This is a genomic window from Candidatus Nitrospira neuquenensis, from assembly GCF_979578155.1.
Genome location: NZ_CEFZDU010000037.1, coordinates 70,476 through 92,025, shown reverse-complemented (window position 1 = coordinate 92,025; position 21,550 = coordinate 70,476). Strand labels below are relative to the sequence as shown.

The 21,550-nt window shown below is 68.6% G+C and carries 24 protein-coding genes; 6 read left to right on the top strand and 18 right to left on the bottom strand.

The annotated features are described in order from the left end of the window. Nucleotides 1–52: 52 nt before the first annotated feature. The 4 genes from rpoD to AC1U7O_RS15630 form a co-directional block, all read right to left on the bottom strand. On the bottom strand, nt 53–1,861 hold the full coding sequence (rpoD, locus tag AC1U7O_RS15645; RefSeq protein ID WP_479895798.1) for an RNA polymerase sigma factor RpoD: 1,809 nt from the start codon (nt 1,859–1,861) through the stop codon (nt 53–55). A 17-nt stretch (nt 1,862–1,878) separates the two neighbouring features. Next, nucleotides 1,879–3,729: a DNA primase gene (dnaG, locus tag AC1U7O_RS15640; protein ID WP_479895797.1), complete on the bottom strand. Its 1,851-nt coding sequence runs from the start codon at nt 3,727–3,729 to the stop codon at nt 1,879–1,881. A 144-nt stretch (nt 3,730–3,873) separates the two neighbouring features. Next, the gene (locus tag AC1U7O_RS15635) at nt 3,874–4,074 is read right to left on the bottom strand and encodes a hypothetical protein (protein WP_479895796.1); all 201 of its coding nucleotides are present in this window, start codon (nt 4,072–4,074) and stop codon (nt 3,874–3,876) included. A 29-nt stretch (nt 4,075–4,103) separates the two neighbouring features. Further along, complete coding sequence (locus AC1U7O_RS15630; protein WP_479895795.1) at nt 4,104–4,421, bottom strand: tetratricopeptide repeat protein; 318 nt, start codon at nt 4,419–4,421, stop codon at nt 4,104–4,106. Between the two features lie 92 nt (nt 4,422–4,513). Here AC1U7O_RS15630 and AC1U7O_RS15625 point away from each other — a divergent pair, with 92 nt between their 5' ends. After that, on the top strand, nt 4,514–4,864 hold the full coding sequence (locus tag AC1U7O_RS15625; protein WP_479895794.1) for a cupin domain-containing protein: 351 nt from the start codon (nt 4,514–4,516) through the stop codon (nt 4,862–4,864). A gap of 529 nt (nt 4,865–5,393) precedes the next feature. On the opposite strand, the gene AC1U7O_RS15620 is transcribed toward AC1U7O_RS15625, so the two are convergent. From AC1U7O_RS15620 to rho, 14 genes are all read right to left on the bottom strand, one after another. Then, nucleotides 5,394–5,738 (bottom strand): histidine triad nucleotide-binding protein, encoded by a 345-nt coding sequence (locus AC1U7O_RS15620; RefSeq protein WP_479895792.1) that lies wholly within the window; start codon nt 5,736–5,738, stop codon nt 5,394–5,396. Continuing rightward, nucleotides 5,735–6,415, bottom strand: a complete 681-nt coding sequence (gene hisIE, locus AC1U7O_RS15615; protein ID WP_479895791.1) for a bifunctional phosphoribosyl-AMP cyclohydrolase/phosphoribosyl-ATP diphosphatase HisIE — start codon at nt 6,413–6,415, stop codon at nt 5,735–5,737. Before hisIE ends, AC1U7O_RS15620 begins: the two co-directional genes overlap by 4 nt. Before the next feature lie 7 nt (nt 6,416–6,422). Then, entirely contained in the window at nt 6,423–7,223 is an 801-nt protein-coding gene (hisF, locus tag AC1U7O_RS15610; RefSeq protein ID WP_479895789.1) for an imidazole glycerol phosphate synthase subunit HisF, read from the bottom strand. Nucleotides 7,224–7,226: 3 nt separating this feature from the next. After that, a complete protein-coding gene (gene hisA, locus AC1U7O_RS15605; RefSeq protein ID WP_479895788.1) occupies nt 7,227–7,946 on the bottom strand; it encodes a 1-(5-phosphoribosyl)-5-[(5-phosphoribosylamino)methylideneamino]imidazole-4-carboxamide isomerase in 720 nt (239 codons plus the stop codon). A 10-nt stretch (nt 7,947–7,956) separates the two neighbouring features. After that, entirely contained in the window at nt 7,957–8,745 is a 789-nt protein-coding gene (locus AC1U7O_RS15600) for a hypothetical protein (protein WP_479895787.1), read from the bottom strand. 7 nt (nt 8,746–8,752) lie between these two features. Then, entirely contained in the window at nt 8,753–9,385 is a 633-nt protein-coding gene (gene hisH / locus AC1U7O_RS15595; protein ID WP_479895786.1) for an imidazole glycerol phosphate synthase subunit HisH, read from the bottom strand. 118 nt (nt 9,386–9,503) lie between these two features. Then, nucleotides 9,504–10,106, bottom strand: coding sequence for an imidazoleglycerol-phosphate dehydratase HisB (gene hisB / locus AC1U7O_RS15590; protein ID WP_479895784.1), 603 nt, complete (start codon nt 10,104–10,106; stop codon nt 9,504–9,506). Beyond that, nucleotides 10,103–11,386: a histidinol dehydrogenase gene (gene hisD / locus AC1U7O_RS15585; RefSeq protein ID WP_479895783.1), complete on the bottom strand. Its 1,284-nt coding sequence runs from the start codon at nt 11,384–11,386 to the stop codon at nt 10,103–10,105. Before hisD ends, hisB begins: the two co-directional genes overlap by 4 nt. Before the next feature lie 47 nt (nt 11,387–11,433). Continuing rightward, entirely contained in the window at nt 11,434–12,114 is a 681-nt protein-coding gene (gene hisG, locus AC1U7O_RS15580) for an ATP phosphoribosyltransferase (protein WP_479895782.1), read from the bottom strand. Further along, entirely contained in the window at nt 12,111–13,388 is a 1,278-nt protein-coding gene (gene murA, locus AC1U7O_RS15575; RefSeq protein ID WP_479895781.1) for a UDP-N-acetylglucosamine 1-carboxyvinyltransferase, read from the bottom strand. The genes hisG and murA overlap by 4 nt, the downstream gene beginning before the upstream one ends. 109 nt (nt 13,389–13,497) lie before the next feature. Further along, nucleotides 13,498–14,391 carry a peptide chain release factor N(5)-glutamine methyltransferase gene (gene prmC / locus AC1U7O_RS15570; RefSeq protein ID WP_479895780.1) on the bottom strand — a complete coding sequence of 298 codons (894 nt, stop codon included), beginning with the start codon at nt 14,389–14,391 and terminating at the stop codon, nt 13,498–13,500. Then, a complete protein-coding gene (gene prfA, locus AC1U7O_RS15565) occupies nt 14,388–15,494 on the bottom strand; it encodes a peptide chain release factor 1 (protein WP_479895779.1) in 1,107 nt (368 codons plus the stop codon). Before prfA ends, prmC begins: the two co-directional genes overlap by 4 nt. 83 nt (nt 15,495–15,577) lie before the next feature. Continuing rightward, a complete protein-coding gene (gene rpmE, locus AC1U7O_RS15560) occupies nt 15,578–15,781 on the bottom strand; it encodes a 50S ribosomal protein L31 (protein WP_479895776.1) in 204 nt (67 codons plus the stop codon). Nucleotides 15,782–15,854: 73 nt separating this feature from the next. Beyond that, nucleotides 15,855–17,105 carry a transcription termination factor Rho gene (gene rho / locus AC1U7O_RS15555; RefSeq protein WP_479895899.1) on the bottom strand — a complete coding sequence of 417 codons (1,251 nt, stop codon included), beginning with the start codon at nt 17,103–17,105 and terminating at the stop codon, nt 15,855–15,857. A gap of 465 nt (nt 17,106–17,570) precedes the next feature. Between rho and AC1U7O_RS15550 the strand changes: the two genes are divergently transcribed. The 5 genes from AC1U7O_RS15550 (at nt 17,571) to AC1U7O_RS15530 (ending at nt 21,530) form a co-directional block, all read left to right on the top strand. After that, on the top strand, nt 17,571–17,987 hold the full coding sequence (locus AC1U7O_RS15550) for a DUF2203 domain-containing protein (RefSeq protein WP_479895774.1): 417 nt from the start codon (nt 17,571–17,573) through the stop codon (nt 17,985–17,987). A 48-nt stretch (nt 17,988–18,035) separates the two neighbouring features. Further along, a complete protein-coding gene (locus AC1U7O_RS15545; protein WP_479895773.1) occupies nt 18,036–18,305 on the top strand; it encodes a YciI family protein in 270 nt (89 codons plus the stop codon). Nucleotides 18,306–18,621: 316 nt separating this feature from the next. Further along, the gene (locus tag AC1U7O_RS15540; RefSeq protein ID WP_479895771.1) at nt 18,622–19,275 is read left to right on the top strand and encodes a carbon monoxide dehydrogenase beta subunit family protein; all 654 of its coding nucleotides are present in this window, start codon (nt 18,622–18,624) and stop codon (nt 19,273–19,275) included. A gap of 69 nt (nt 19,276–19,344) precedes the next feature. After that, complete coding sequence (locus tag AC1U7O_RS15535; RefSeq protein ID WP_479895769.1) at nt 19,345–20,553, top strand: transketolase C-terminal domain-containing protein; 1,209 nt, start codon at nt 19,345–19,347, stop codon at nt 20,551–20,553. Nucleotides 20,554–20,624: 71 nt separating this feature from the next. Further along, nucleotides 20,625–21,530: a thiamine pyrophosphate-dependent enzyme gene (locus AC1U7O_RS15530; protein WP_479895767.1), complete on the top strand. Its 906-nt coding sequence runs from the start codon at nt 20,625–20,627 to the stop codon at nt 21,528–21,530. Nucleotides 21,531–21,550: the final 20 nt, after the last annotated feature.

The window sequence follows — 21,550 nt, the reverse complement described above, 5'->3', positions numbered from 1 at the left end:
AGGCGGCGGGGCCGCCCCTGTCAACGTCCGGACCGGCCCGGCGCGCGGCCGACTACAGGCTCTCGACGAAGCTGCGCAGTTTCTTGCTCCGGCTGGGGTGGCGGAGCTTGCGCAGGGCCTTGGCCTCGATCTGCCGGATCCGCTCGCGCGTCACCTCGAAGTCCTGCCCCACCTCCTCGAGCGTGTGGTCCGTGCTCTCGCCGATCCCGAACCGCTTCCGCAACACCTTCTCCTCCCGCGGTGTCAGCGTCTCCAGCGCGTTGTTGATCTGCCGCTGCAGGTCGTAGCGGATGGCCGCGTCCAGGGGCGAGATCGCCTTCTTGTCCTCGATGAAGTCTCCCAGGTGGCTGTCCTCCTCCTCGCCGATGGGCGTCTCCAGCGAGATCGGCTCGCGGGCGATCTTCAGGATCTTGCGCACCTTGTCGAGCGGCAGGTCCATCCGCTCGGCGATCTCCTCCGGCGTCGGCTCGCGGCCGAGCTTCTGGACCAGGTGGCGCGAGACGCGGATGAGCTTGTTGATCGTCTCGATCATGTGCACGGGGATCCGGATCGTGCGCGCCTGATCGGCGATGGCCCGCGTGATCGCCTGCCTGATCCACCAGGTGGCGTAGGTGCTGAACTTGTAGCCGCGGCGGTACTCGAACTTGTCCACCGCCTTCATGAGCCCGATGTTGCCCTCCTGGATCAGGTCCAGGAACTGCAGCCCGCGGTTCGTGTACTTCTTCGCGATGCTCACGACGAGCCGGAGATTGGCCTCGACCAGCTCCGCCTTGCCGCGCTTGACCCGCTCCTCCGCCAAGTCGAGACTGCGCACCGCCTCCTTAACTTCCTCCGCGGACACCAGGGCCTGCTCGGTCTCGAGCTGGCGGATCTTCTGGCGCGCGCCCTGGAAGATACGCTTGATCTCCTGGAGCGCTTCCTCCGAGAGACCGGTCTTCCGGCGCACCGCCAGGAAGTCACGGCGCGACCGGCCCAGCTTGCGCAGCAGCTCCAGGCCCGCCTCGCCCGACACGCCCAGCCGGCGCTGGCTTGAGGCCACTTCGCGCTCGGCCTCGCGAATCTCCTGCGCCAGGGCCCGGACCCGCTGCACCAGCCGGTCCTTGAGCGCGGGGTGGAGGTTGATCGCCTCCATCTTCTCGACCACCTCGCGGCGGGCGTCCTTGATCTGGCGCTTGATCTTCGCCTGTTTGGCCGGATCGTTGCCGGTCTTGCGGGCCTTGTCGTACAGGAGCATCAGCGACTTGGACGTCTTGCGCATCCGAGAGAGGGCGTCGAGCGTGCGCGCCTTCAGCTCCTCGTCGTCGTGCTCGACGACCTCCTCGGCGGACTCCTCGAACTCCTCCTCGCTGACCGAGACGATCTCGCGGACGTTGACCTTGCCGAGCTTGAGCTGGTCCCGCAGGGAGAGGACGTACTCGATCGTCATCGGCATGCCGAAGACGGCCGACGCGATGTCCTTCTTGCCCTCCTCGATGCGCTTGGCGATCTCGATCTCGCCCTCGCGGCTCAGCAGCGCCACGCTGCCCATCTCTTTGAGATAGAGCCGGACCGGGTCATCGGTGCGACTGAGGACGCCGGGCGTGAGGTCGATCTCCTTCTCGTTCTCCTCCATCTCCTCGCCGTCTTCGGACTCCTCGGCGGCCTCCTCGGCCTCCGCCTTCTCCTGGTAGCGCTCGCTGTCGGCCGCGTCGATCACCTCGATGTCCATCTCGCCGAAGATGGTCATGAGGTTGCTGAGCTGCTCGGACGACACCATCTCGGCGGGCAGGCTGCTGTTCAGCTCGTCGTAGGTGAGGTACCCCTTCTCCTTGCCGATGGAGATCAGTTTCTTCACTTCCCCGAGCAGTTCTTCTTTCGGCATGGCCGCTCCTAATCGCATCACGACACCCGTACCGTCTGCACGACCGACGTACCCGCGACGGGAGGACGGGCCGATTTGCTGCGGCGCAGCTCGTTCACCTCGACGTTGAGCCGCCGCGCCTCCTCGGTCCGGCCTTCCCGCTCGGCCGACCGCAGCCGGGCGATCAATTCCTCCAGCCGCGCCTCGCGGCGGCGCCGCTCCAGCGTCTCCAGGCAGCCGGCCACGTGGGCCGCCAGGTCGTCGTCGTGGCGTTCGAGCAGGGACAGCTCGGTCGCCAGCGGCCCGCACAGCGGGTCGGGCACCGCCGCCGCGAGGACCTCGCCGACCAGCACCCGTCCGTCGCGGTCCAGCCGGCCGAGCGCAAGTTCCACGATCCGGCGACAGGCCGGGTCGGTGAAGGCGTCCGCTCCCAGCCCCCGGACCTGGGCCGGGTTCAGTTTGCCCTGGAGCAGCAGGTGCACGAGTTCGCGCTCGGCCGGCTGGACCCTGCCGCGCGCGGGAGCCGCCGCGACCGGCGTCGGGCGGGTGGGCCGGGCCCCCGGAGCCTCAGCCAGCGTCGGGTACCGCTCGATCAGCCGCTGCTGGCTCACGCCGAGCCGCTCCGCGACCCGCCGCAGGCATTCTTCCTTTTCCAACCGATCGGAGGCGCGCTGGATGATCCGCAGCACCTCATCCACGCCGCGGATGCGGTCCTCGATGCTCCCGGAGGCCGCGCCGCCCAAGGCGTGCTCGACGGCGAAGTCCAGCAGGCTCGGCGCCGTCTCCTGGAGTCGTTGAAACGCCTCCGCCCCATGCGCCCTGACGAAGTCGTCGGGGTCGAGGCCGTCGGGCAGGGTCACGACCTGCACGCCGAGGCCGCTGCCCACGAAGAGGTCCAGGGTGCGGAGCGCCGCGCGCACGCCGGCCGCGTCCGGGTCGAACAGCAGCACCACCCGGCCGACGAAGCGGCGCAGCAGCTTGAGGTGGTCGGGCGTCAGCGCCGTGCCCAGCGTGGCCGCGACGTGGGTCACGCCAGCCTGATGCAGGGTGATGGCGTCGAAATAACCCTCGACGACGACGAGCGTGCCGAGCCGTGACGCCGACTCACGGGCCCGGTCCAGCGCGTAGAGCGAGCGCCCCTTCTGGAAGAGCGGCGACTCGGAGGAGTTCAGGTACTTGGGCATCCCTTCGCCCATCACCCGCCCGCCGAACCCCATCACCCGCCCCCGCAGGTCCATGATGGGAAACATGAGCCGGCCGCGGAACCGATCGTAGTAGCCGGCGGCCTCCGGCGCGCGACGGCCGGCCGTCTCTCGCGGCACGGCCAGGCCGGCCTGGCCGAGCTCGGCGGGCTTGAACCCCTCGCGGAGGAGGCACGTCATCAAGCCGTCCCAGGCGGGCAGCGACACGCCGAGCCGGAACGCCTCGATCGTCTCCCGCGTGATGCCCCGGCCGGCCAGGTAGGCCCGCGCCTCCCGGCCCGTCGCTTCATCCAGCAGCGTGCGGTGGAAGTAGTCGGCCGCCGCCGCGTTGATCCGCTCCATCCGGTCGCGCACCGCACCCTCGGGGCCCCGCGTCCCCGGGCTCGCCTGCGGCACGGCGATTCCCGCGCGGCGGGCCAGCTCGCGCACGGCCTCGGGGAACTCCTTGCCCTCGATCTTCATCAGGAACGTGATGACGTTGCCCCCGACGCCGCAGCCGAAACAGTGGAAGATCTGCCGCGAGGGGCTCACGTTGAAGGAGGGGGTCTTCTCGGAGTGGAAGGGGCAGAGTCCCTTGAGGTTCTGGCCGGCCCGGCTGAGGGTCACGTAGCCCGACACCACGTCGGCGATGTCGGTCCGTTCTCGAACGAGGTCGATGATGTCGTCGGGAATCAAGCCCTGGCTCACCGCCGATCCGCTCCTGTGATCCCGAGCCCTTTGAACCGAGCCAGCCGAAGTGGAAGGGCTTGAAAAGCCAGAAAAGTTGGCGCTGAACTCTACCAGACGCCCCCGGCGAAGTCAACGGGAGCGGAGGGGCGGACGGCCGCGGGGTCAACTGTTGGAGAAGTCGGAGTCCAGCGGCGGGATGTTGTACAGCAGCTCCAGGTCGAACTCCTCGACCAGCTCGTTGACCGCCGCGGCGCCGAGGTCGGAGCGGACCTCGTTGATCACCAGCTCGATGGCCATGCCGGCCTGCCGGCCGTACTGCGTGATCGCCGACTCGATGCGCTGCCTGGCGTCGTCCAGATTCATCGGCCCCTCATCGGCTCAACCGCCGCGGCTCACCCGAGCGACTGCAGCAGCGCGCGCATCTCCGGGATCAGGTCCACGCCGCCGTTCGAGCGGCCCGACGCCGCCGCGTTGATGCCGGCCGTCAGCACGGCCTTCGCCTCGTCTTTCCGCCCCAGCTTGGCGAGCGCGCGTCCCAAGGCCAGATGCGAGGCCACGTGCAGCGGGTCGAGCTCCACCGCGACCCGCAGGTGCTCGACTGCCTCCTCCAGGCTGCCCCCATCCTGCAGGATTTTGTTCCCGAGCCCGTACCGGCCCAGGAATCCCCGCGGGTTCTTCGCGACCATCTGGCGGAACGCGTCGAGGTCCATGGCGACCGTTATACCATGTTCTCAAGCCAAAAAAACCGGCGACCGACGACGAGGCGCTTGCCCGTGAACAGGGGAAGTGCTAGGCTTTTGCCATGATCATCAAGCGTTCCAGCGACGTGCCGCCGGTGCGCTACGCCGGCGTGCCGGACGGCGTCGAGCTGCGGGAGCTGATCACGGAGCGCGACGGCGCCACGAACTTCTCCATGCGGATCTTCGACATCGAGCCCGGCAAGAGCACCCCGTTCCACACGCACGCCTGGGAACACGAAGTCTTCATCGTCGAGGGGAGCGGTACGGTGCGCACGGAGGGCAAGGAAACGCCCTTCACCAAGGGCGATTCCGTCTTCGTGGCGCCCAACGAGCTCCACTGCTTCGTCGCCGACCCCGCCTCCTCCGTCCGCCTCATCTGCTGCGTCCCGGCCAAGGACCAGTGCAAGTTGTAGGCTGCCCCCCCGCGGGATCCCACCGCCTCGAGGGAATAGGGCAAGGCTCCCTTTCGCATAGGGTACTGGGCGGCGCTTTCCTTGGCCTCGTCGCGGATTCTTCACCTTCCATGCCTTCACCGCCAGCGGACGCTCTATCGCCGATCGCGATCCCGGCGGATGAGCTCGGCGCTGTCACTGAACCGGCGCCCGACCGTTTCAGACGGTTCTAAAATCGCTCGATCCGTCTCCACACCGCAGCGGAGCCCCACGCCGATTCTTTCAGGATCATCGCACTTCGGACTCCACGGATCGGCCATGTTCCTTAGGCCCGTCGCTTCAGCCGCTCCACGACCTTGTCGTCAAGCTGTCGGACGAGAATTTGTGCCATCGGTCGCCTCCCGCTCATCAATGGAGAGCGAAATGCCGGCACCGGCGCCGACCCCTCGTCAATCGGCCTTGCCAGCGCATCCACCGTGGATGCCCGCCGGCGCGCGCGGGGTGCTCAAGGAGGAAGATGGGCCCGACGAGCGGCGGGGGCGGGCGCCCCTCACCCCGGCGGCCAGTGCATGGGGCGGCCGCCGAGGACGTGGAGATGGAGATGGAAGACCGTCTGGCCGCCGTTGCGCCCCGTGTTGACGACCACCCGGTAGCCGGCCTCCGCGATGCCCTTCTGCTTCGCCACGGCCGCGGCTGTCAGCATCAGGTGACCCAGCAGCCCGGCGTCCGCCTCGGCCAGCTCGCTCACCGAGGCGACGTGCCGCTTGGGAATCACCAGGACGTGGGTCGGCGCCTGCGGGTTGATGTCCTCGAAGGCGACGGCCCGCTCGTCCTCGTGGACCAGCTTGGATGGGATGGTTTTCTCGGCGATCTTGCAGAACAGGCAGTCGCTCACGAGGTGGCCCCCTCCCGGCCGTCCTTCCGCAGGCCAGGCTTCCCGAAGCGGCCCGCCAGCTCCCGGTAGACCGCCTCCAGCGTGATCCCGTGGTACCCCAGCACGAGCAGCAGGTGGAAGAGGACGTCGGCCGTTTCGTAGATGACCTCGTCGGGCTTCCCGCCCTTGGACGCCAGGACGACCTCGCCCGCCTCTTCCACGACCTTCTTGAGGATGCGGTCCTCGCCGCCGGCGAAGAGCCGCGCCACGTAGGACTCCGGATTCGGCGCCCGGCGGCGCTCCGCGATCGTCTCCGCGATTCGGTCGAGGATACCGCCCGCGGCGGCCGCCGCCGTGACCGCCTCGGGGGCGCCGCTCGCCGTCAGCCTGGTGAAGAAGCAGGCGCGCTCGCCCGTGTGACAGGTCGGACCGACCGGCTCGGCCTTGACCAGCAGGGCGTCGCCGTCGCAATCCAGGAACAGGTCCTTGACCAGCAGATGATTGCCCGAGGTCTCGCCCTTCGCCCAGAGGCGATTCCGCGAGCGGCTCCAGAAGTGGACGCGGCCGCTCGCGAGCGTGCGGGCGAACGCCTCGCGGTTCATATAGCCCAGCATCAGCACGGTGCCGTCCCGCCAGTCCTGGACGATCGCGGGAATCAGCCCCTGCTCGTCGAACCGCACCTGGCTCGCTTCGACCATGGCCGCCTCATGCGCCGGAGGAGACGCCCGCTCCCGCCGGCCTGACCGGAACGCCCCGCTCCCGCAGGTAGGCCTTGGCCTCCTGGATCGTGTGGGTGCGGTAGTGGAAGATGGACGCGGCGAGCACCGCGTCGGCCTTGCCGCGCACGAACCCGTCGTAGAGGTGCGCGAGCGCCCCTGCGCCGCCCGACGCGATCACGGGGATGGACACGGCCCCGGCGACCGCCGCGGTCAGCGCGAGGTCGTACCCGTCCTGCCGGCCGTCCTGGTCCATGCTGGTCAGGAGGATTTCGCCCGCGCCGAGCGCCTCCATGCGCTTGGCCCAGTCCACCGCGTCCAGCCCGGTCGGGCGCCGGCCGCCGTGCGTGTACACCTCCCAGCCCGGCGCGCCGGCCGCCTGAGCCGCGCGGCGCTTGGCGTCGATCGCGACGACGATGCACTGGGTGCCGAAGCGCTCGGCCGCCTCCTGGACGAACTCCGGCCGCGCGACGGCCGCGGTGTTGATGCTGACCTTGTCCGCCCCGGCCCGGAGCAGCGCCCGGATGTCCTCCAGGGTCCGCACCCCGCCGCCGACGGTCAGGGGCATGAACACCTGCTCGGCCGTGCGGGCCACGACGTCCAGGATGGTCTTGCGTTCCTCGTACGAGGCGGTGATGTCCAGGAAGCAGAGCTCGTCGGCCCCGTCGCGGTCGTAGGCCCGGGCGACCTCGACCGGATCGCCGGCGTCCCGCAGGTTGACGAAAGAGACGCCCTTCACGACACGGCCGTCCTTCACGTCGAGACAGGGGATGATGCGCTTGGTCAACATCGTTCACGCCGCGGCGGCGAGCGCCTCGCGGAAATCCAGCTTCCCGTCGTACAGGGCCTTACCGACGATCGCCCCGGCGATGCCGGGCCCGAGCGCCTTGATGGCCCGGAGGTCCTCCACGCGGCTGATGCCGCCCGAGGCGATCACCGGCCAGGGGCTGTGGGCGGCGACCTCCTTGAGCGCACCGACGTTGGGCCCCTGCAGCATGCCGTCGCGCGCGATGTCCGTGTAGATCACCCCGGCCAGCCCACAGCCGGCCAGGTCGTTGAGCAGCTCGATCGCCGACCGGTCCGACAGGCTGGTCCAGCCTCGGACCGCCACCCTGCCGTCCCGCGCATCCACGCCCAGCAGCACACGGCCGGGGAATTCGGCGCAGGCCCGCTCCACCAGCGGCCGGTCCGTGAGCGCCGCAGTGCCCAGCACCACCCGCTGCACGCCGCCCCCGAGGTAGGCCCGGACCGTGTCGAGCGTCCGGATGCCCCCGCCGACCTGGACCGGGACCGCGACGGCCTCGACGACGGCCCGGATGGCCGGCAGGTTCCGGGGCGTGCCGTCCACCGCGCCGTTCAGGTCCACGACGTGGATGAGCGAGGCGCCGAGCCCCTGCCACTGGCGGGCCGTCGCCGCCGGATCGTCGGAATAGACGGTCTCCTGGGCGAGGTCCCCCTGGCGCAGCCGCACGCAGCGGCCGTCTTTTAGGTCGATGGCGGGGATCACGAGCATCGCCGCGTCCTCACGACAGGTCCTCCGGCGCCACCTTCTCGGGCCGGACGCCGAACGGAAACTTCTCCAGCACGTGGTCCACGCCGTAATGGGCCAGCTCGTCCGCCGTGACGAACACGCCGCCGCGCTCCCAGAAACCGGTGATGTCCTCGGTCATCGGCCGCTGCTTCTCGTAGTAGCTGCCGACCCACAGGGTCGTGCCATCCGCGGCGATCAGCCGCAGCTCGAACCCCACCGTGGCCGGGCTCCCGCCCATCTTGGTCCCGCCCCGCTCCTTGTAGATGAGCACGCGGCCCATCAGGACCGCGTCGGCGGACAGCTTCTCCGCGACGGCCTTCGCCAGTTGCTTGACTGCCTCTTCCGTCTCGGCGGGCGACTGGCCCGGCTTGGACGGCGGGAGCGCGCCCTTGGCGTCCTCCGGCGGGATGACCTTCAGCCCGTCCCACTGCTGGAGCCGCTTGGAGACGAGCCGCGTGACCTTCTCCGGCGCGTAGGTGGGCACGGTCACGGTCGGGGTGTCCAGCCGCTCCGCCTGCAGCGGGATCGTGACCGTGATGTTCGAGCGGATCATACCGGACGGCACGTACAGGTCGGCGGCGCCGGTGTCGATGCTCTGGGGCGTGTGCAGCCCCTCGAAGGGGAGGATGGCCAGCGACCGAACCTTGTACTCGGCGAGCTTGGGGGACTCGTTGATCGTCACCTTGGCGGGCGCGCAGCCGACCGCGCCGAGGAGCCCGACCGCGACGGCCAGCCGGGGGAAGGCCCCGCCTCGCCCGCGAGAGGTTCGGTCTGCCGTCACGACACCCTCATTTCCACTCGCCGAAGTTCCGGATAAGCCGGAGGCCGGCCGCCTGGCTCTTCTCCGGATGGAACTGGCAAGCGAAGACATTGTCCCGCCACACGCTGGACACGAAGGAGACGCCGTACTCGGTCACCGTCGCCGCCACGGCCTCCTCGGCGGGCTCCACGACGTAGGAGTGGACGAAGTAGAAGTGCTCGCCCGACTCGATGTCCTTGAGCGGCGGGGCCCGGCGGCGGACCGCGACCGTGTTCCAGCCCATGTGCGGCACCTTGAGCCCCCCCGCCCCGTCCCCGGCGCCGGGAAGGCCGAAGCGGAACCGCGTGACCCGCCCCGGGACGAGGTCCAGGCCCCCGTGCCGGCCGAACTCCTCGCTCTCGGTGAAGAGGAGCTGAAGCCCCAGGCAGATTCCCAGGAACGGCTTGCCCGCGGCCACCGCCTTGCGGATCGGCTCGATGAGCCCGTAGCGCTCCAGGTTGGCCATGCAGTCGGCGAAGGCGCCGACGCCCGGCAGGACCAGGTGGCTCGCGTCGCCGATCGTCCGCCGGTCACGGGTCACCACCGCGTCGTGCCCCACGGCCTCGAAGGCCTTCTGGACGCTCCGCAGGTTGCCCATGTCGTAGTCGATGATGGCGATCATGCTCGTCGCGTCAACGGGAACACGTCAACGGCGAAGGGGGCGCGGGGGGCACGCCCCGACACCCGCCCCCTCACGCCTCACCTCTGCCCTCTCACCTTTCACGCCTCAGCTTTCACGTCTACAGGCTGCCCTTCGTCGAGAGGACGCCCTGGAGACGCGCGTCGCGGGACACGGCCTGGTCGAGCGCCTTCGCCAACGCCTTGAAGGCCGCCTCCATGATGTGGTGGGGGTTGCGCCCATACATCTGGTTGATGTGCAGGTTCAGCCCGCCGTGCGTCACGAAGGCCTGGAAAAAATCCTCGAACAGGCCGAGGTCGAAGGTCTTGATCCGGCGCTCCGGCAGGTCCACCCGGTAGACGAGGTACGGCCGCCCGCTCAAGTCCACCGTCGCCTGCACGAGCGTCTCGTCGAGCGGCACCGAGGCCCAGCCGAACCGCCGGATGCCCTCCTTCGTCCCCAGCGCCTGGGTCAGGGCCTGCCCCAGCACGATGCCGATGTCCTCGACCGTGTGGTGGTCGTCGATGTCCGTGTCGCCCTCGGCCTGGACCGTGAGATCGAAGAACCCGTGCTTGGCCAGGAGCTCCAGCATGTGGTCGAGGAACGGGATCGTCGTCTCGATCCGGCCCCGGCCGGTCCCCTCCAGGGCCAGTTCCACCGTGATCTGCGTCTCCTTGGTGGCCCGCTCGACCCTCGCCCGCCGCGCGTCCCGCTTCGCCGTCATGACAGCCGGCTCTCCGCGCTCCGGGCGTGCGCGTCGAACCCCTCCATCTGCGCGAGGCGGGCCAGGTGGTCCTTGGCCTTCATCAATTCCTCCTTGCTGTAGGAGATGATGTTGCTCTTCGTCACGTAGTCGTCCAGCGACAGGGGCGAGAAGAACCGCGCCGTTCCGCCGGTCGGCAGCACGTGGTTCGGACCCGCGACATAGTCGGCGACGGCCGGCGCCGTGTACCGCCCCAGGAACAGCGCCCCGGCGTGGCGCACCTTCTCCAGGTAGTCGAAGGGCCGGTCCACGGAGAGCGTCAGGTGCTCGGGCGCGATCTCGTTGGCCAGCTCGATCGCCTCCTCCATGTCGCCCACGACGAAGGCGAGGGCGTGCTGGCCGATGGACTTGGCGAGGATCTTGTCCCGCGTGAGGCGCTTGTGCTGCTCCTCGACCTGGCGGACGACCTCCCGCGCCAACCGCTCCGAGGTCGTGACCAAATAGACGCGCGCCTCCTCGTCGTGCTCGGCCTCGCAGAGCAGGTCGGCCGCGACGTGCGCCGGGTTCGCCTGCTCGTCGGCGATCACCAGCAGCTCGCTGGGGCCGGCCACCATGTCGAGGCCGACCGTGCCGTAGAGCAGGCGCTTGGCCGCCGCGACGTAGACGTTGCCCGGCCCGACGATCTTGTCCACCCGGGCGATGCTCTTCGTCCCGTAGGCCATGGCGCCGACCGCCTGGACGCCGCCGATCCGGTACACCTCGTCCACGCCGGCGATGTCGGCGGCGACGAGCAGGTAGGGGCTGATGCCGGCCTTCTGCGCGGGCGTGCACATGACCACGCGCCGCACGCCGGCCACCTTGGCGGGCACCGCGCACATGAGGACGGTCGAAGGATACACCGCCTTCCCGCCGGGGACGTAGAGCCCGACCGAGTCCAGGGGCAGGATCACCTGGCCCAGCGTCGCGCCCCCGTCCTGGTACATCCAGGTTTTGGCCTGCTGGCGCTCGTGGAAGGACCGGATGCGCTGGGCGGCATAGCGCAGCGCATCTCCTTCCTCCTTGCGAATGTGGTAGTAGGCTTCCTTGACCTGCTCGGGGCTGACGCGGAACTGGGCCGGCTTGAGGGTGACGCGGTCGAACTTTTTGGTGTAGCGGGCGACGGCCTGGTCCCCGCCGCGCTGGACCGCCTTGAGGATGGTCCGCACGGTCGCCTCGACCGCGCGGCCCTGCCGACTCGCCCGGGACACCGCCTTCGCCACGGCCGGCTTGAAGGCCCGATCCGTCCTCGCCACCACCTTCATGGTCGCCCCCTGCGCCGCCCGGCCGGCCTCGCCGCGCCGGGCTCGGTTCACTGCTCCGCGCGGCCGCCGTGCGCGGCCGATCGGGCCCCGCGGCGACGTCCGCGCCCGCCCTCCCGCTCGAGCTGCGCGATGAGGTCCATGATCGGACCCGGCTTGAGCTTCAGGCTGGCCCGGTTGACGATCAGCCGGGCCGTGGATTCCGCGATCACCTCGACCTCCACCAGGTTATGCTCCTTGAGCGTGCGGCCGGTGGACACGAGGTCCACGATGCGGTCGGCCAGCCCGACGACCGGCGCCAGCTCGACGGAGCCGTAGAGCTTGATGATCTCGACGGGGACGCCCTTCTGGTTGAAGTAGCGTTCCGTGATGTTGGGATACTTCGTCGCGACCCTGATCCGGGAGGACAGGCGGTCCTGCCGCGCTGGCCCTTCCAGCGCGGCCACGACGACCCGGCAGTAGCCCAGACCGAGGTCCAGGGGCTCGTAGACGTCCCGATCCTGTTCGAGCAAGACGTCCTTGCCGACCACGCCCACGTCGGCCGCGCCATATTCCACGTAGGTCGGCACGTCGCTCGGCCGCACGATCAGCAGCGTCGCCCCGGCGTCGGGACACTCCAAGACCAGACGGCGGCTGTCCGGCGTCAACTCGCGGCTCGCGTAGCCGGCCCGCTGGAGGCGCGCCAGCGTCGGCTCCAGCAGCTTGCCCTTGGAGAGCGCGATCGTGATCACGGGGTCACCGCGGCGGCCGCCGCGCCCTTGACGCGACGGATGTCGGCCCCGAGGCCGCCAAGCTTCTCTTCGATCCGCTCGTAGCCCCGGTCCAGATGGTATACGCGCGACACCTCGGTCTCACCCTCGGCCGCCAGCCCGGCCAGGATCAGGCCCGCGCTGGCCCGCAGGTCCGAGGCCATGACCGGCGCGCCGGTCAGCCGCTCGATGCCGGTGACCATGGCGTGGCTCCCCTCGACCTTGATGTCGGCCCCCATGCGCCGCAGCTCGGGCACGTGGATGAAACGGCTCTCGAACACCGTCTCCGTGATGACGCTCGCGCCGTCCGCGACCGCCATCAGGGCCATGAACTGGGCCTGCACGTCGGTGGGAAAGCCCGGATAGGCGAAGGTCTTCACGTCCACGCCCTTCGGCCGCCGCCCGCCCTTCACGCGCAGGCTCTCCTTGCCCTCGACGACCTCGGCGCCCGCCTCCTGCAGCTTCAGCACGACCGCCTCCAGGTGACGGGGCCGGCAGCGCTCGACGCTCACGTCCCCGCGCGTGATCGCGGCCGCCACGAGGTGCGTCGCCGCCTCGATGCGGTCCGGGATCACCTCATGGTCGGCGCCCCGCAGCTCGGCCACGCCCTCGATCGTCACGATGTCGGTCCCGGCCCCGTGGATGCGGGCGCCGCGTTTGACGAGGAACTCGGCGAGGTCCACGATCTCCGGCTCCCGCGCCGCGTTCTCGATCACGGTCTCGCCCTCGGCCAGGCAGGCGGCCATCATCAGGTTCTCGGTGCCCGTCACGGTCGGAATGTCCAGATAGATGCGCGCCCCCCGGAGCTTGCGCGCCCGGGCCCGGATATAGCCGTGCTCGATGCTCACCTCCGCGCCGAGCCTGGCGAGCCCGGCCAGGTGCAGGTTGACCGGCCTCGTGCCGATGGCGCAGCCGCCGGGCAGGGACACGGTCGCCTCGCCCCAGCGCGCGAGCAGCGGGCCGAGCACCACGACCGACGCCCGCATCGTCCGCACGAGGTCGTAGGGCGCCTCGGTGGAGGTCAGGGCGTCGGCGCGGGCCGTCACCCGCGAGCCCTCGACGCGGACCGACACCCCCATCAGACTCAGCAGCGTGGCCATGGTCGCCACGTCCACGACCTGGGGGACGTTGCCCAGCACGCACTCCCCGCCGCCGAGGAGCGACGAGGCGAGGATCGGGAGCGCGGCGTTCTTGGCGCCGCTGACCTGCACCCGGCCTTCCAGCCGTCGGCCGCCCCTGATGAGGATCCTGTCCATGGCTAGAAACTCAGTGATCGCTCCGTTGAGTCATTGGATGATCGGGTGATTGATGCATTGTGGAAGTGGGGAGTGCCCCGAGCACTCTCGCAATGAAACGATGACCCGATCACTCAATGTGAAACCGGACCACCCGCTCGATGCCGGCCCCGTCCTTGAGGACCTCGCCGAGCCGATAGCCCCCTTGGGCCGACGCCAGGGCTTGTACCGCATCCGCCTGTCCCGCTGCGACCTCCAGAAGAAGAAGCCCCCCCGGTGCGAGCAGGTCCCTCGCCTCGGCGAGCAGCCGGCGATGGAAGGCCAGCCCGTCGGGTCCGCCGGCCAGCGCCAGCCGCGGTTCGAAGCGCCCGACCTCCGGCTGCAGGCCCTCCACCTCGGCCTCGGGAATGTAGGGGGGGTTGGAGAGGATCGCGCCCAGCCGGCCGCGCAGCCCCTCGGCCTCCAGGGGCCGGCAGAGATCGCCCTCCAGGAACCGGACGCGGCCGGCGACCCCGTGGCGCTCGGCATTGGCCCGCGCCACCCGGAGCGCGCCGGGCGACAGGTCCACGGCGTAGACCAGGATCGCCGGCAGACGATGCGCGGCGGCGACCGCGAGGCAGCCGGAGCCGGTCCCGATGTCGGCGATGAGGGGGTTGGCCTGCGCCGCCTGCGAGGCGGCCAGGGCTTCGACGAGCACTTCGCTCTCGGGGCGGGGAATGAGGACGTCGGGACCGACGAGGAAGTCGAGTCCGCAGAACTCCTGCGTGCCCAGGATGTACTGGAGCGGCTCGCGGGACGCCCGGCGCGCGAAGAGACGCTCGGCGCGGGCCCGCTCGTCCGCGGACAGTCGTCTCGCACTCTCAAGCCGCACCGCCAACGGCGAAGTCCCGAGGGCGGCCTCCAGCAGCCAGCCGGCCTCGCGCTCCGCCCGCTCGATACCGGCGGACCGGAGCAGGGCGACGCCGGCCCGCAGCACTTCGCCGAGCGCGCCCGCGTCGCTCGCTGGCGGGGCGGGCATCCTCATGCGTCGGCCCTCACGTCGTCGGCCCGGGCGGCGCGCAGCGCCTCGACCAGCTCGTCGAGCTCGCCCTCCATCACGCGATCGAGCTTGTGAAGGGTCAGCCCGACCCGATGGTCCGTCACGCGGTTCTGCGGGAAGTTGTAGGTGCGCACCTTCTCGCTGCGCTCGCCGGTCCCGACCTGCGAGCGCCGCGATTGGGCGATCTCGGCTTCCTGCCTGGCCCGCTCGGCTTCGACGATGCGCGCGCGCAGCGTCCGCATGGCCTTGGCGCGGTTCTTGAGCTGGGACCGCTCGTCCTGACAGGTCACGACGACGCCCGTCGGGATATGGGTGATCCTGACCGCCGAATAGGTCGTATTCACGCTCTGGCCGCCGGCGCCGGACGAGCAGAAGGTGTCGATCCGCAGGTCCTTGGGGTCGATCTGGACGTCCACCTCGTCCACCTCCGGCATCACGGCCACGGTGACGGTCGAGGTGTGGATGCGTCCGCTGGCCTCGGTGGCCGGCACCCGCTGGACCCGGTGCACCCCGGCCTCGTCGCGGAAGTGGCCGTAGGCGCCCTTGCCCTCGACGAGCATGACGACTTCCTTGTAGCCCCCGATGCCGGTCTCGCTGGCCTCGACGACCTCGACGCGGAGCCGCTTCTTCTCCGCGTACCTCACGTACATCCGGAAGAGGTCCCCGGCGAACAGCGCCGCCTCGTCGCCGCCCGTACCGGCTCTGATCTCGACGAAGGTGTTCTTCTCGTCGCGGGGGTCCTTGGGTACCAGCAGCTCCAGAGCCCGGGCCTCAATCTCGCGCACCCGCCCGCGCAGGCCCTCGGCCTCCTCCCGGATCAGCCCCGCCATCTCCTCGCCCGCCCCCGGCTCCCCGAGCATCTGCTCGGTCTGGGCGAGCTGGCGGAGCAGGTCACAGCGTTCGTCGTAGAGCTCGGCCAGGGGCGCCAGCTCGGTCCGCTCCTTGTTCAGCTTGTGGAGCAGGGACGGCTGGCTCAGGACGGACGGCTCGCTGAGCTGCCGATTCAGCTCCTGGTAACGGCGCGCCGCCCCCTCCCACTTGGAGAGCCGCAGCGCGTCCCTCCTCTCCAGCCCCGTCGTCTCGGCCATGGCCCGTTACCGGTCCTTAAAAACAAAAAAGCCTGCCCCGGGGGGCAGGGTTCCACACTTCCGCGAGCCCTTCCAGCGACCGACTAGGACTTCTTGGCGTACTTTTTCTTGAACCGCTCGACACGTCCCTCCGTGTCCACGATCTTCTGCGTGCCCGTGAAGAAGGGGTGGCAGCTCGAGCAGATGTCCACCTTGATGTCCCCGACCGTCGTCCGCGTCGTGAACCTCGCCCCACAGGCGCAGCTCACCGTCGCTTCCCTGTAGGCCGGATGAATGCCTTTCTTCATGATGCCTCCAACGTTCTCGGCTCCGAGTTTTCCGATCCGGGGCTGCAGGCCGATGACCGACGACGGCTTTTCGCTACCGGTTCATCGACTGCAGAAACTCCTGGTTGGTCTTCGTTCCCTGGATCTTGTCCATGAGGAACTCCATCGCCTCCATGGTCCCCAGCGGGCTGAGGACCTTCCGCAGGATCCACATCTTGTTGAGGCGGTCCCGATCCACCAGGAGCTCCTCCTTCCGGGTGCCGGACTGGCTGATGTCGATCGCGGGAAAGATGCGCTTGTCGGCCAGTCGGCGGTCCAGGTGCACTTCCATGTTGCCCGTGCCCTTGAACTCCTCGAAGATCACGTCGTCCATGCGGCTGCCCGTGTCCACGAGCGCGGTGGCCATGATGGTGAGGCTGCCGCCGTTCTCGATGTTGCGCGCGGCGCCGAAGAATCGTTTCGGCCGCTGGAGGGCGTTGGAGTCCAGACCGCCCGAGAGCACCTTCCCGCTCGGCGGCGCGATCGTGTTGTAGGCGCGCGCCAGCCGGGTGATGCTGTCCAGCAGGATTACGACGTCCTTCTTGTGCTCGACGAGGCGCTTCGCCTTCTCCAGCACCATCTCCGCGACCTGGGCGTGCCGCTGGGCCGGCTCGTCGAAGGTCGAGCTGATGACTTCGGCCGCCTTCACCTGCCGCTGCCAGTCGGTCACCTCCTCCGGCCGCTCGTCGATCAGCAGGACGATGAGCACCACCTCCGAATGGTTCTTGAGGATGGCGCGCGCGATCGCCTGGAGCAGCATGGTCTTGCCGGTCCGAGGCGCCGCGACGATCAGCCCGCGCTGTCCCTTGCCGATGGGGGTGATGAGGTCCATGATCCGGGTGCAGTACTCCTCCGGGTCGAACTCCAGGTTGATGCGCTCCTCCGGGTACAGCGGGGTCAGGTTGTCGAAAAGGATCTTGTCCCGCGCGACCTCCGGGTCCTCGAAGTTGACCTTCTCGACCTTCAGCAGCGCGAAGTACCGCTCGCTTTCCTTCGGCGGGCGGATCTGTCCGGACACGATGTCGCCCGTCCGCAGGTTGAACCGGCGGATCTGCGAGGGAGAGATGTAGATGTCGTCAGGACCCGGAAGGTAGTTGGAGTCGGGGGCGCGGAGAAACCCGAACCCGTCGGGCAGGGTCTCCAGGACGCCCTCGCCGAAGATCACGCCGTTCTTCTCCGTCTGCGCCTGGAGGATCGCGAAGATCAGCTCCTGCTTGCGCAGATTGGGCGCGCCTTCGATCTTGAGCTCGCGCGCGACCTCGTTCAGGTCGGCGATGCTCTTCTGCTTCAACTCCGCCAGATGCATGGTAATCTCCCTTGACATGATAGCCTTCGCTTTCGTTGGCCGCTAGGGGCGCGCGTTGGGATCGACCGCGGGGATTGATACGTGCCGAGCCATGATGGATGAGCTGTCGAAGGTGGCGCTGAGTCCCGTGAGAGGACGCTCCGCGAAGGGTTCAGGACCGACGCCTTGATCGCCCGTTGATTCGTCGCCGGCCGCCGGATGCAGCGTGGCACGGCATTGAAAACCTGGCTACTGACTTGGTTCGAGACTTGCCCTGGGAAGCTGCACAGGGGTGGAAGTGAGCTCCGACACGATTCGGGAAGCTTGGCGTGTGGATACTATCGGCCCTGGTCGCGTTTGTCAAGGGCTAAAATGCGGGATCGCCGGCCCCCGCCGGACGGCCGCCACGCCGGGAGCGCCGTTGCGTCGCTCCCTTGATTGTGCTACACAGGGGCAGCACCGAACCGACCACAGGCCCGTCCGTCCATGGCACACCGCGAAGAAGGCGAGAACGTCGATCGGATCTTCACCATCTCGGAGGCCAACCGCCTCCTGCCCCAGATCGAGGAACACCTCTGCGCCGTCAAGTCCGGCAAGGCGGTGCTCCTGCGGATCAAGGATGAGATCAAGAAGGCGGCGGCGAACGCGCATCTGGGCGGCGGCAGCCACGCGGGTCGCCATTACATCAACGCCCTGCAGGAGATCAGCACCAACCTCCAGGCCATCCACGAAATGGGCGTGCTGGTCAAGGACGTGGACATGGGGCTGTGCGATTTTCCCTACCTGATGCAGGGGCGCATCGTCTTTCTCTGCTGGAAGCTCGGCGAGCCGGAGATTCGCTGGTGGCACGAAGTCCACACGGGGTTCGCCAGCCGCCAACCGATCGAGGAATGCGGTGAATAGCCCGCCCCAGGCCAGACCCCACCCCGCCCCCCCGCAGGGTAGGCGTCCGTGACGTTCGTGATCCTGGGCTACGACGGCCCGGAGGGCCAGGCGCGCCGGAAGCTCCACCGGCCGGCCCACCTCGCCCGAGTCGAAGCGCTCGCGGCCCAGGGCCGCCTGGTCCTGGCGGGACCGCTGACCGACGGCGTCGGCAGTCTGATCATCATCGAGGCCGACTCGCGGGCGGAGGCGGAGGAGTTCATCAAGAACGACCCCTACGTCCTCCAGGGCGTCTTCCAGCGGTACGAGATCCACCCGTTCCAACAGGTCCTTCCCTAGCTCACCCCCCTTTCGTCGGTCGCGGCTTTCACGGCCCACGCGGCGCGCCGGTCACATGGAAAAAGCTTTGACAACCCTTCCCGGGCATCGCTATACTAGGCAGCCCAACCCTGCGTGACATTTGAAGAATGTCGGTTTTGGTCCGGCCCGAAAGGCCTAGTGCCTTGACGGTTCATAGCCCATCTTTCCAACCGGTTGGGCCTTCTGTCGGCTTGCATTCATGCGGAGAGGCGCCTAGAGTAGGGAACGAAGCTCGCAGCCTATAAGGAAAACTGCTGTTCCTGTCCTTCCAACCCCCGTTGAGGAGTCCCATCGGATGAGCCAGATTGGTGGAGCGGGTCACTATCGAGTGTTGCCGGGGCCTGAGCATTTCCTGCCGCCGGCCGCGGCAGCCATGGGCGTTCGCCTGCCGAACCCGGGTGAAGGCCACATCAACGGAGTGATCGTCTCCGAAGAACAGGCCATGGAGGAAGCCGCACGCCAGTTCCTCATGGCGAAAGTCCCGACGATTTTCCCCGGCCCGCTGGTGCTCTGGGCTTGGAACGAGAAGGCGGCCAAGAAGGCCACGGCGATCAGGCACCTCTTTGAAACCATCAAGGAGTGCGTCACGCCCGAACAGCATCCGATGCTCATCCCCATGCCGGACTACCGGCCGAAGTACCCGAAGATCAACCCGGAAATCGAGATCAATCCGAACCACCCCAACCTCACCATCTGGCACAACAAGATCGATTGCTGCATGTTCGTGGGCGTGCACTGCCACCAGGCGAACCTCTCGCTCAAGATCATCCGCGGCGGCACCTCCTGCTACACGATCGCCATGTGCGCGCAGGCCGGGCACGAGGACGCGATGCTCTCGTTCCGCGACGCCACGGCGGACAAGATCATGCACCTGGCCGACTGGGTGAAGAAGTTGAAGGGCACCGTCAAGGTTTCGGAGAAGGTCATCAAAAGCGGCGCGTCGAACTGAACCCCACTTCCGCGCTCACGTGCTCCCGCACCCCCGCGTGCGAGGCCGGCTGAAAAGGAGGCACGCTCCATGGATGCCAAATCGGTCATCGGCCAGAAGAACAAGAAGGGGCAGACCTATACCGACCCCCGGCACATGATGTTCGAGGCGCCCCGCACGCCCTCCTTCTTCACCGGCAGCGAGGTGATTAAGGAGGCGATCCGCCGGGCGAGCTGCGACGTCATGATCGCCTACCCCATCACCCCGCAGAGCGAGGCCGCCGCGCTGATCGGCGAGCTGTTCGCCGAGGGGTACGTCGGGGACTACTTCCGCGGGGAGAGCGAGTTCGCCGTCATGTCCGAGTGCGCCGGCGCGGCCTTCGGCGGCGCGCGGGTGTTCACGACGACGGCGGGCCCCGGCACGATGCGGGCCATGGAGAACTTCCCGATGTGGGCGGGCGCCAGGCTCCCGATCGAGATGATCGTCACCTGCCGCGGGATCAACTCGCCCCTCTCGATCCAACCGGACACCCTGGAGATCTCCTACCTGCTCAACACGGGCATGCTCGTGTGGCACGCGGAGACGGCCCAGGACTTCTACGACTGGATTCTCAAGGGCTACATGGTGGCGGAGGAGCCCGACGTGCACCTGCCGCTGGCGCTCTGCTGCGACGGCTTCTTCGTGACCCACACGAAGGACGTGGTGAACCTGACGCCGGCGGACATGTGCCTCCCGCCGTACGACCCCTACCGCTCGCCGGTGCCCTGCATGGACATGGAATGCCCGCCGGTCCGGATGATGCGCGATCCCTTCGTGATGAAGAGCAACTACATCAGCTACGCCACCCACGCGAGCTGGCAGCAGGAGGTCTGGGCCGCGGTCGAGCGTTCCCGCAAGCACACGATCGCGTGGCTGGACGGCCTCATCGACACGGAGAACACGGACGCCGACGTCCTCATCGTCACCTCCGGCACCGCGGTGTCCCAGGGCCGCGAGGCGATCCGCATGCTGGAAGACGAGGGCATCCGGGTCGGCCTGGTCAAGATCAAGACCCTGCGGCCGTGGCCGGGCCAGGAGATCCGCGAGGCGACGAAGAACGCGCGGTTCATCTTCGTGCCCGAGTTCAACGTCACGGGCTGGCTGGCGCGGGAGATCAAGGCCAGCATCCCCAACAGCGACCGCGTCATCGCCGCCCCGCACGTCGCCGGCGGGATGACGATGCCGCCCGAGATCATCGTGTCGGAAGTCAAGTCGGCGCTCGGCATCAAGTCCGTCTCGCTGGCGGGACGCGGAAGCTGAGCGCGCGGGGGCGCCCGGGCCGGAGGCAGTTTCACCCACGACGAGCCGCACGCGGAAACGAGGAGGCGTTCATGAGCAAGGAACGGATCAAGATCGCGCCGGAGTTCTTCGAGATCATGCCGCCCGAGTACCAGGACCTGGTCCAGCGGGCGACGTACGGCAAGGACGATCGCGGCTGGAAGGACATCGGGGCGGCGAAGGAGCTCATCGAGGAACACTCGCTCTGCGCCGGCTGTCCGGAGTCCATGGCCTTCCGCTACATCCTGGCCTCGCTGCCCAACCCGGAGGACACGGTCATGGTGGGCTCCACGGGCTGCACCAGCCTGGTGTTTCCCCACGTCGCGGTCCACAACATTCACTCGCTGTTCGGCAACCAGAACGCGATCGCCAGCGGCCTGAAGCGCGCGCTGACGGTGCGGTTCCCGGGCCGGATCAAGGACGTGGTCGTGCTGGCCGGCGACGGCGCGACCGTGGACATCGGGCTGGACATGACGCTCCAGGCCTGGTTCCGGCAGGAAAAGTTCACGACGATCTGCTTCGACAACGAGCTGTACGCCAACACCGGCGGCCAGGAGAGCGGCCTGATGCAGAAGGGCTTCGTGGCCAAGATGGCGCCGGTCGGCAAGACCTTCGAGAAGGTCCGCCTTCCGGAGATCGCCCGGGAGTCCGGCTGCCACTACGTCGTGCAGTGCACGGTGAGCAAGCCCTCCCTCGTCGAGAAGGTGGTCAAGAACGCCGTGTACGTCGCGCGCGAGCTGGGGCCGACCTACATCCAGTTCTACACCCCCTGCATCCTCGAGATCGGCAAGAACAGCATGGAGGGGCTGCAGGAGATGCGCGACTCCGAGAAGCCGACCGAGCGGTTCGCCTACAAGGAATTCGTCACCGACGCCGCCAAGCAGCTCCTGGCCGACATCGCGGCCAAGGAGAAGGAGAAGAAGGCGGCGGCCAAGCAGCTCGCGGCGCAGGAAGCCTGAACGGACGCGCCAATCCACGG

Coding starts and splice junctions, on each gene's coding strand:
- rpoD (WP_479895798.1), bottom strand. CDS start 1,861: ATGCCGAAAGAAGAACTGCTCGGGGAAGTGAAGAAACTGATCTCCATC.
- AC1U7O_RS15635 (WP_479895796.1), bottom strand. CDS start 4,074: ATGAATCTGGACGACGCCAGGCAGCGCATCGAGTCGGCGATCACGCAG.
- AC1U7O_RS15630 (WP_479895795.1), bottom strand. CDS start 4,421: ATGGACCTCGACGCGTTCCGCCAGATGGTCGCGAAGAACCCGCGGGGA.
- AC1U7O_RS15625 (WP_479895794.1), top strand. CDS start 4,514: ATGATCATCAAGCGTTCCAGCGACGTGCCGCCGGTGCGCTACGCCGGC.
- hisIE (WP_479895791.1), bottom strand. CDS start 6,415: ATGGTCGAAGCGAGCCAGGTGCGGTTCGACGAGCAGGGGCTGATTCCC.
- hisF (WP_479895789.1), bottom strand. CDS start 7,223: ATGTTGACCAAGCGCATCATCCCCTGTCTCGACGTGAAGGACGGCCGT.
- hisA (WP_479895788.1), bottom strand. CDS start 7,946: ATGCTCGTGATCCCCGCCATCGACCTAAAAGACGGCCGCTGCGTGCGG.
- hisH (WP_479895786.1), bottom strand. CDS start 9,385: ATGATCGCCATCATCGACTACGACATGGGCAACCTGCGGAGCGTCCAG.
- hisB (WP_479895784.1), bottom strand. CDS start 10,106: ATGACGGCGAAGCGGGACGCGCGGCGGGCGAGGGTCGAGCGGGCCACC.
- hisD (WP_479895783.1), bottom strand. CDS start 11,386: ATGAAGGTGGTGGCGAGGACGGATCGGGCCTTCAAGCCGGCCGTGGCG.
- murA (WP_479895781.1), bottom strand. CDS start 13,388: ATGGACAGGATCCTCATCAGGGGCGGCCGACGGCTGGAAGGCCGGGTG.
- prmC (WP_479895780.1), bottom strand. CDS start 14,391: ATGAGGATGCCCGCCCCGCCAGCGAGCGACGCGGGCGCGCTCGGCGAA.
- prfA (WP_479895779.1), bottom strand. CDS start 15,494: ATGGCCGAGACGACGGGGCTGGAGAGGAGGGACGCGCTGCGGCTCTCC.
- rpmE (WP_479895776.1), bottom strand. CDS start 15,781: ATGAAGAAAGGCATTCATCCGGCCTACAGGGAAGCGACGGTGAGCTGC.
- rho (WP_479895899.1), bottom strand. CDS start 17,105: ATGCATCTGGCGGAGTTGAAGCAGAAGAGCATCGCCGACCTGAACGAG.
- AC1U7O_RS15550 (WP_479895774.1), top strand. CDS start 17,571: ATGGCACACCGCGAAGAAGGCGAGAACGTCGATCGGATCTTCACCATC.
- AC1U7O_RS15540 (WP_479895771.1), top strand. CDS start 18,622: ATGAGCCAGATTGGTGGAGCGGGTCACTATCGAGTGTTGCCGGGGCCT.
- AC1U7O_RS15535 (WP_479895769.1), top strand. CDS start 19,345: ATGGATGCCAAATCGGTCATCGGCCAGAAGAACAAGAAGGGGCAGACC.
- AC1U7O_RS15530 (WP_479895767.1), top strand. CDS start 20,625: ATGAGCAAGGAACGGATCAAGATCGCGCCGGAGTTCTTCGAGATCATG.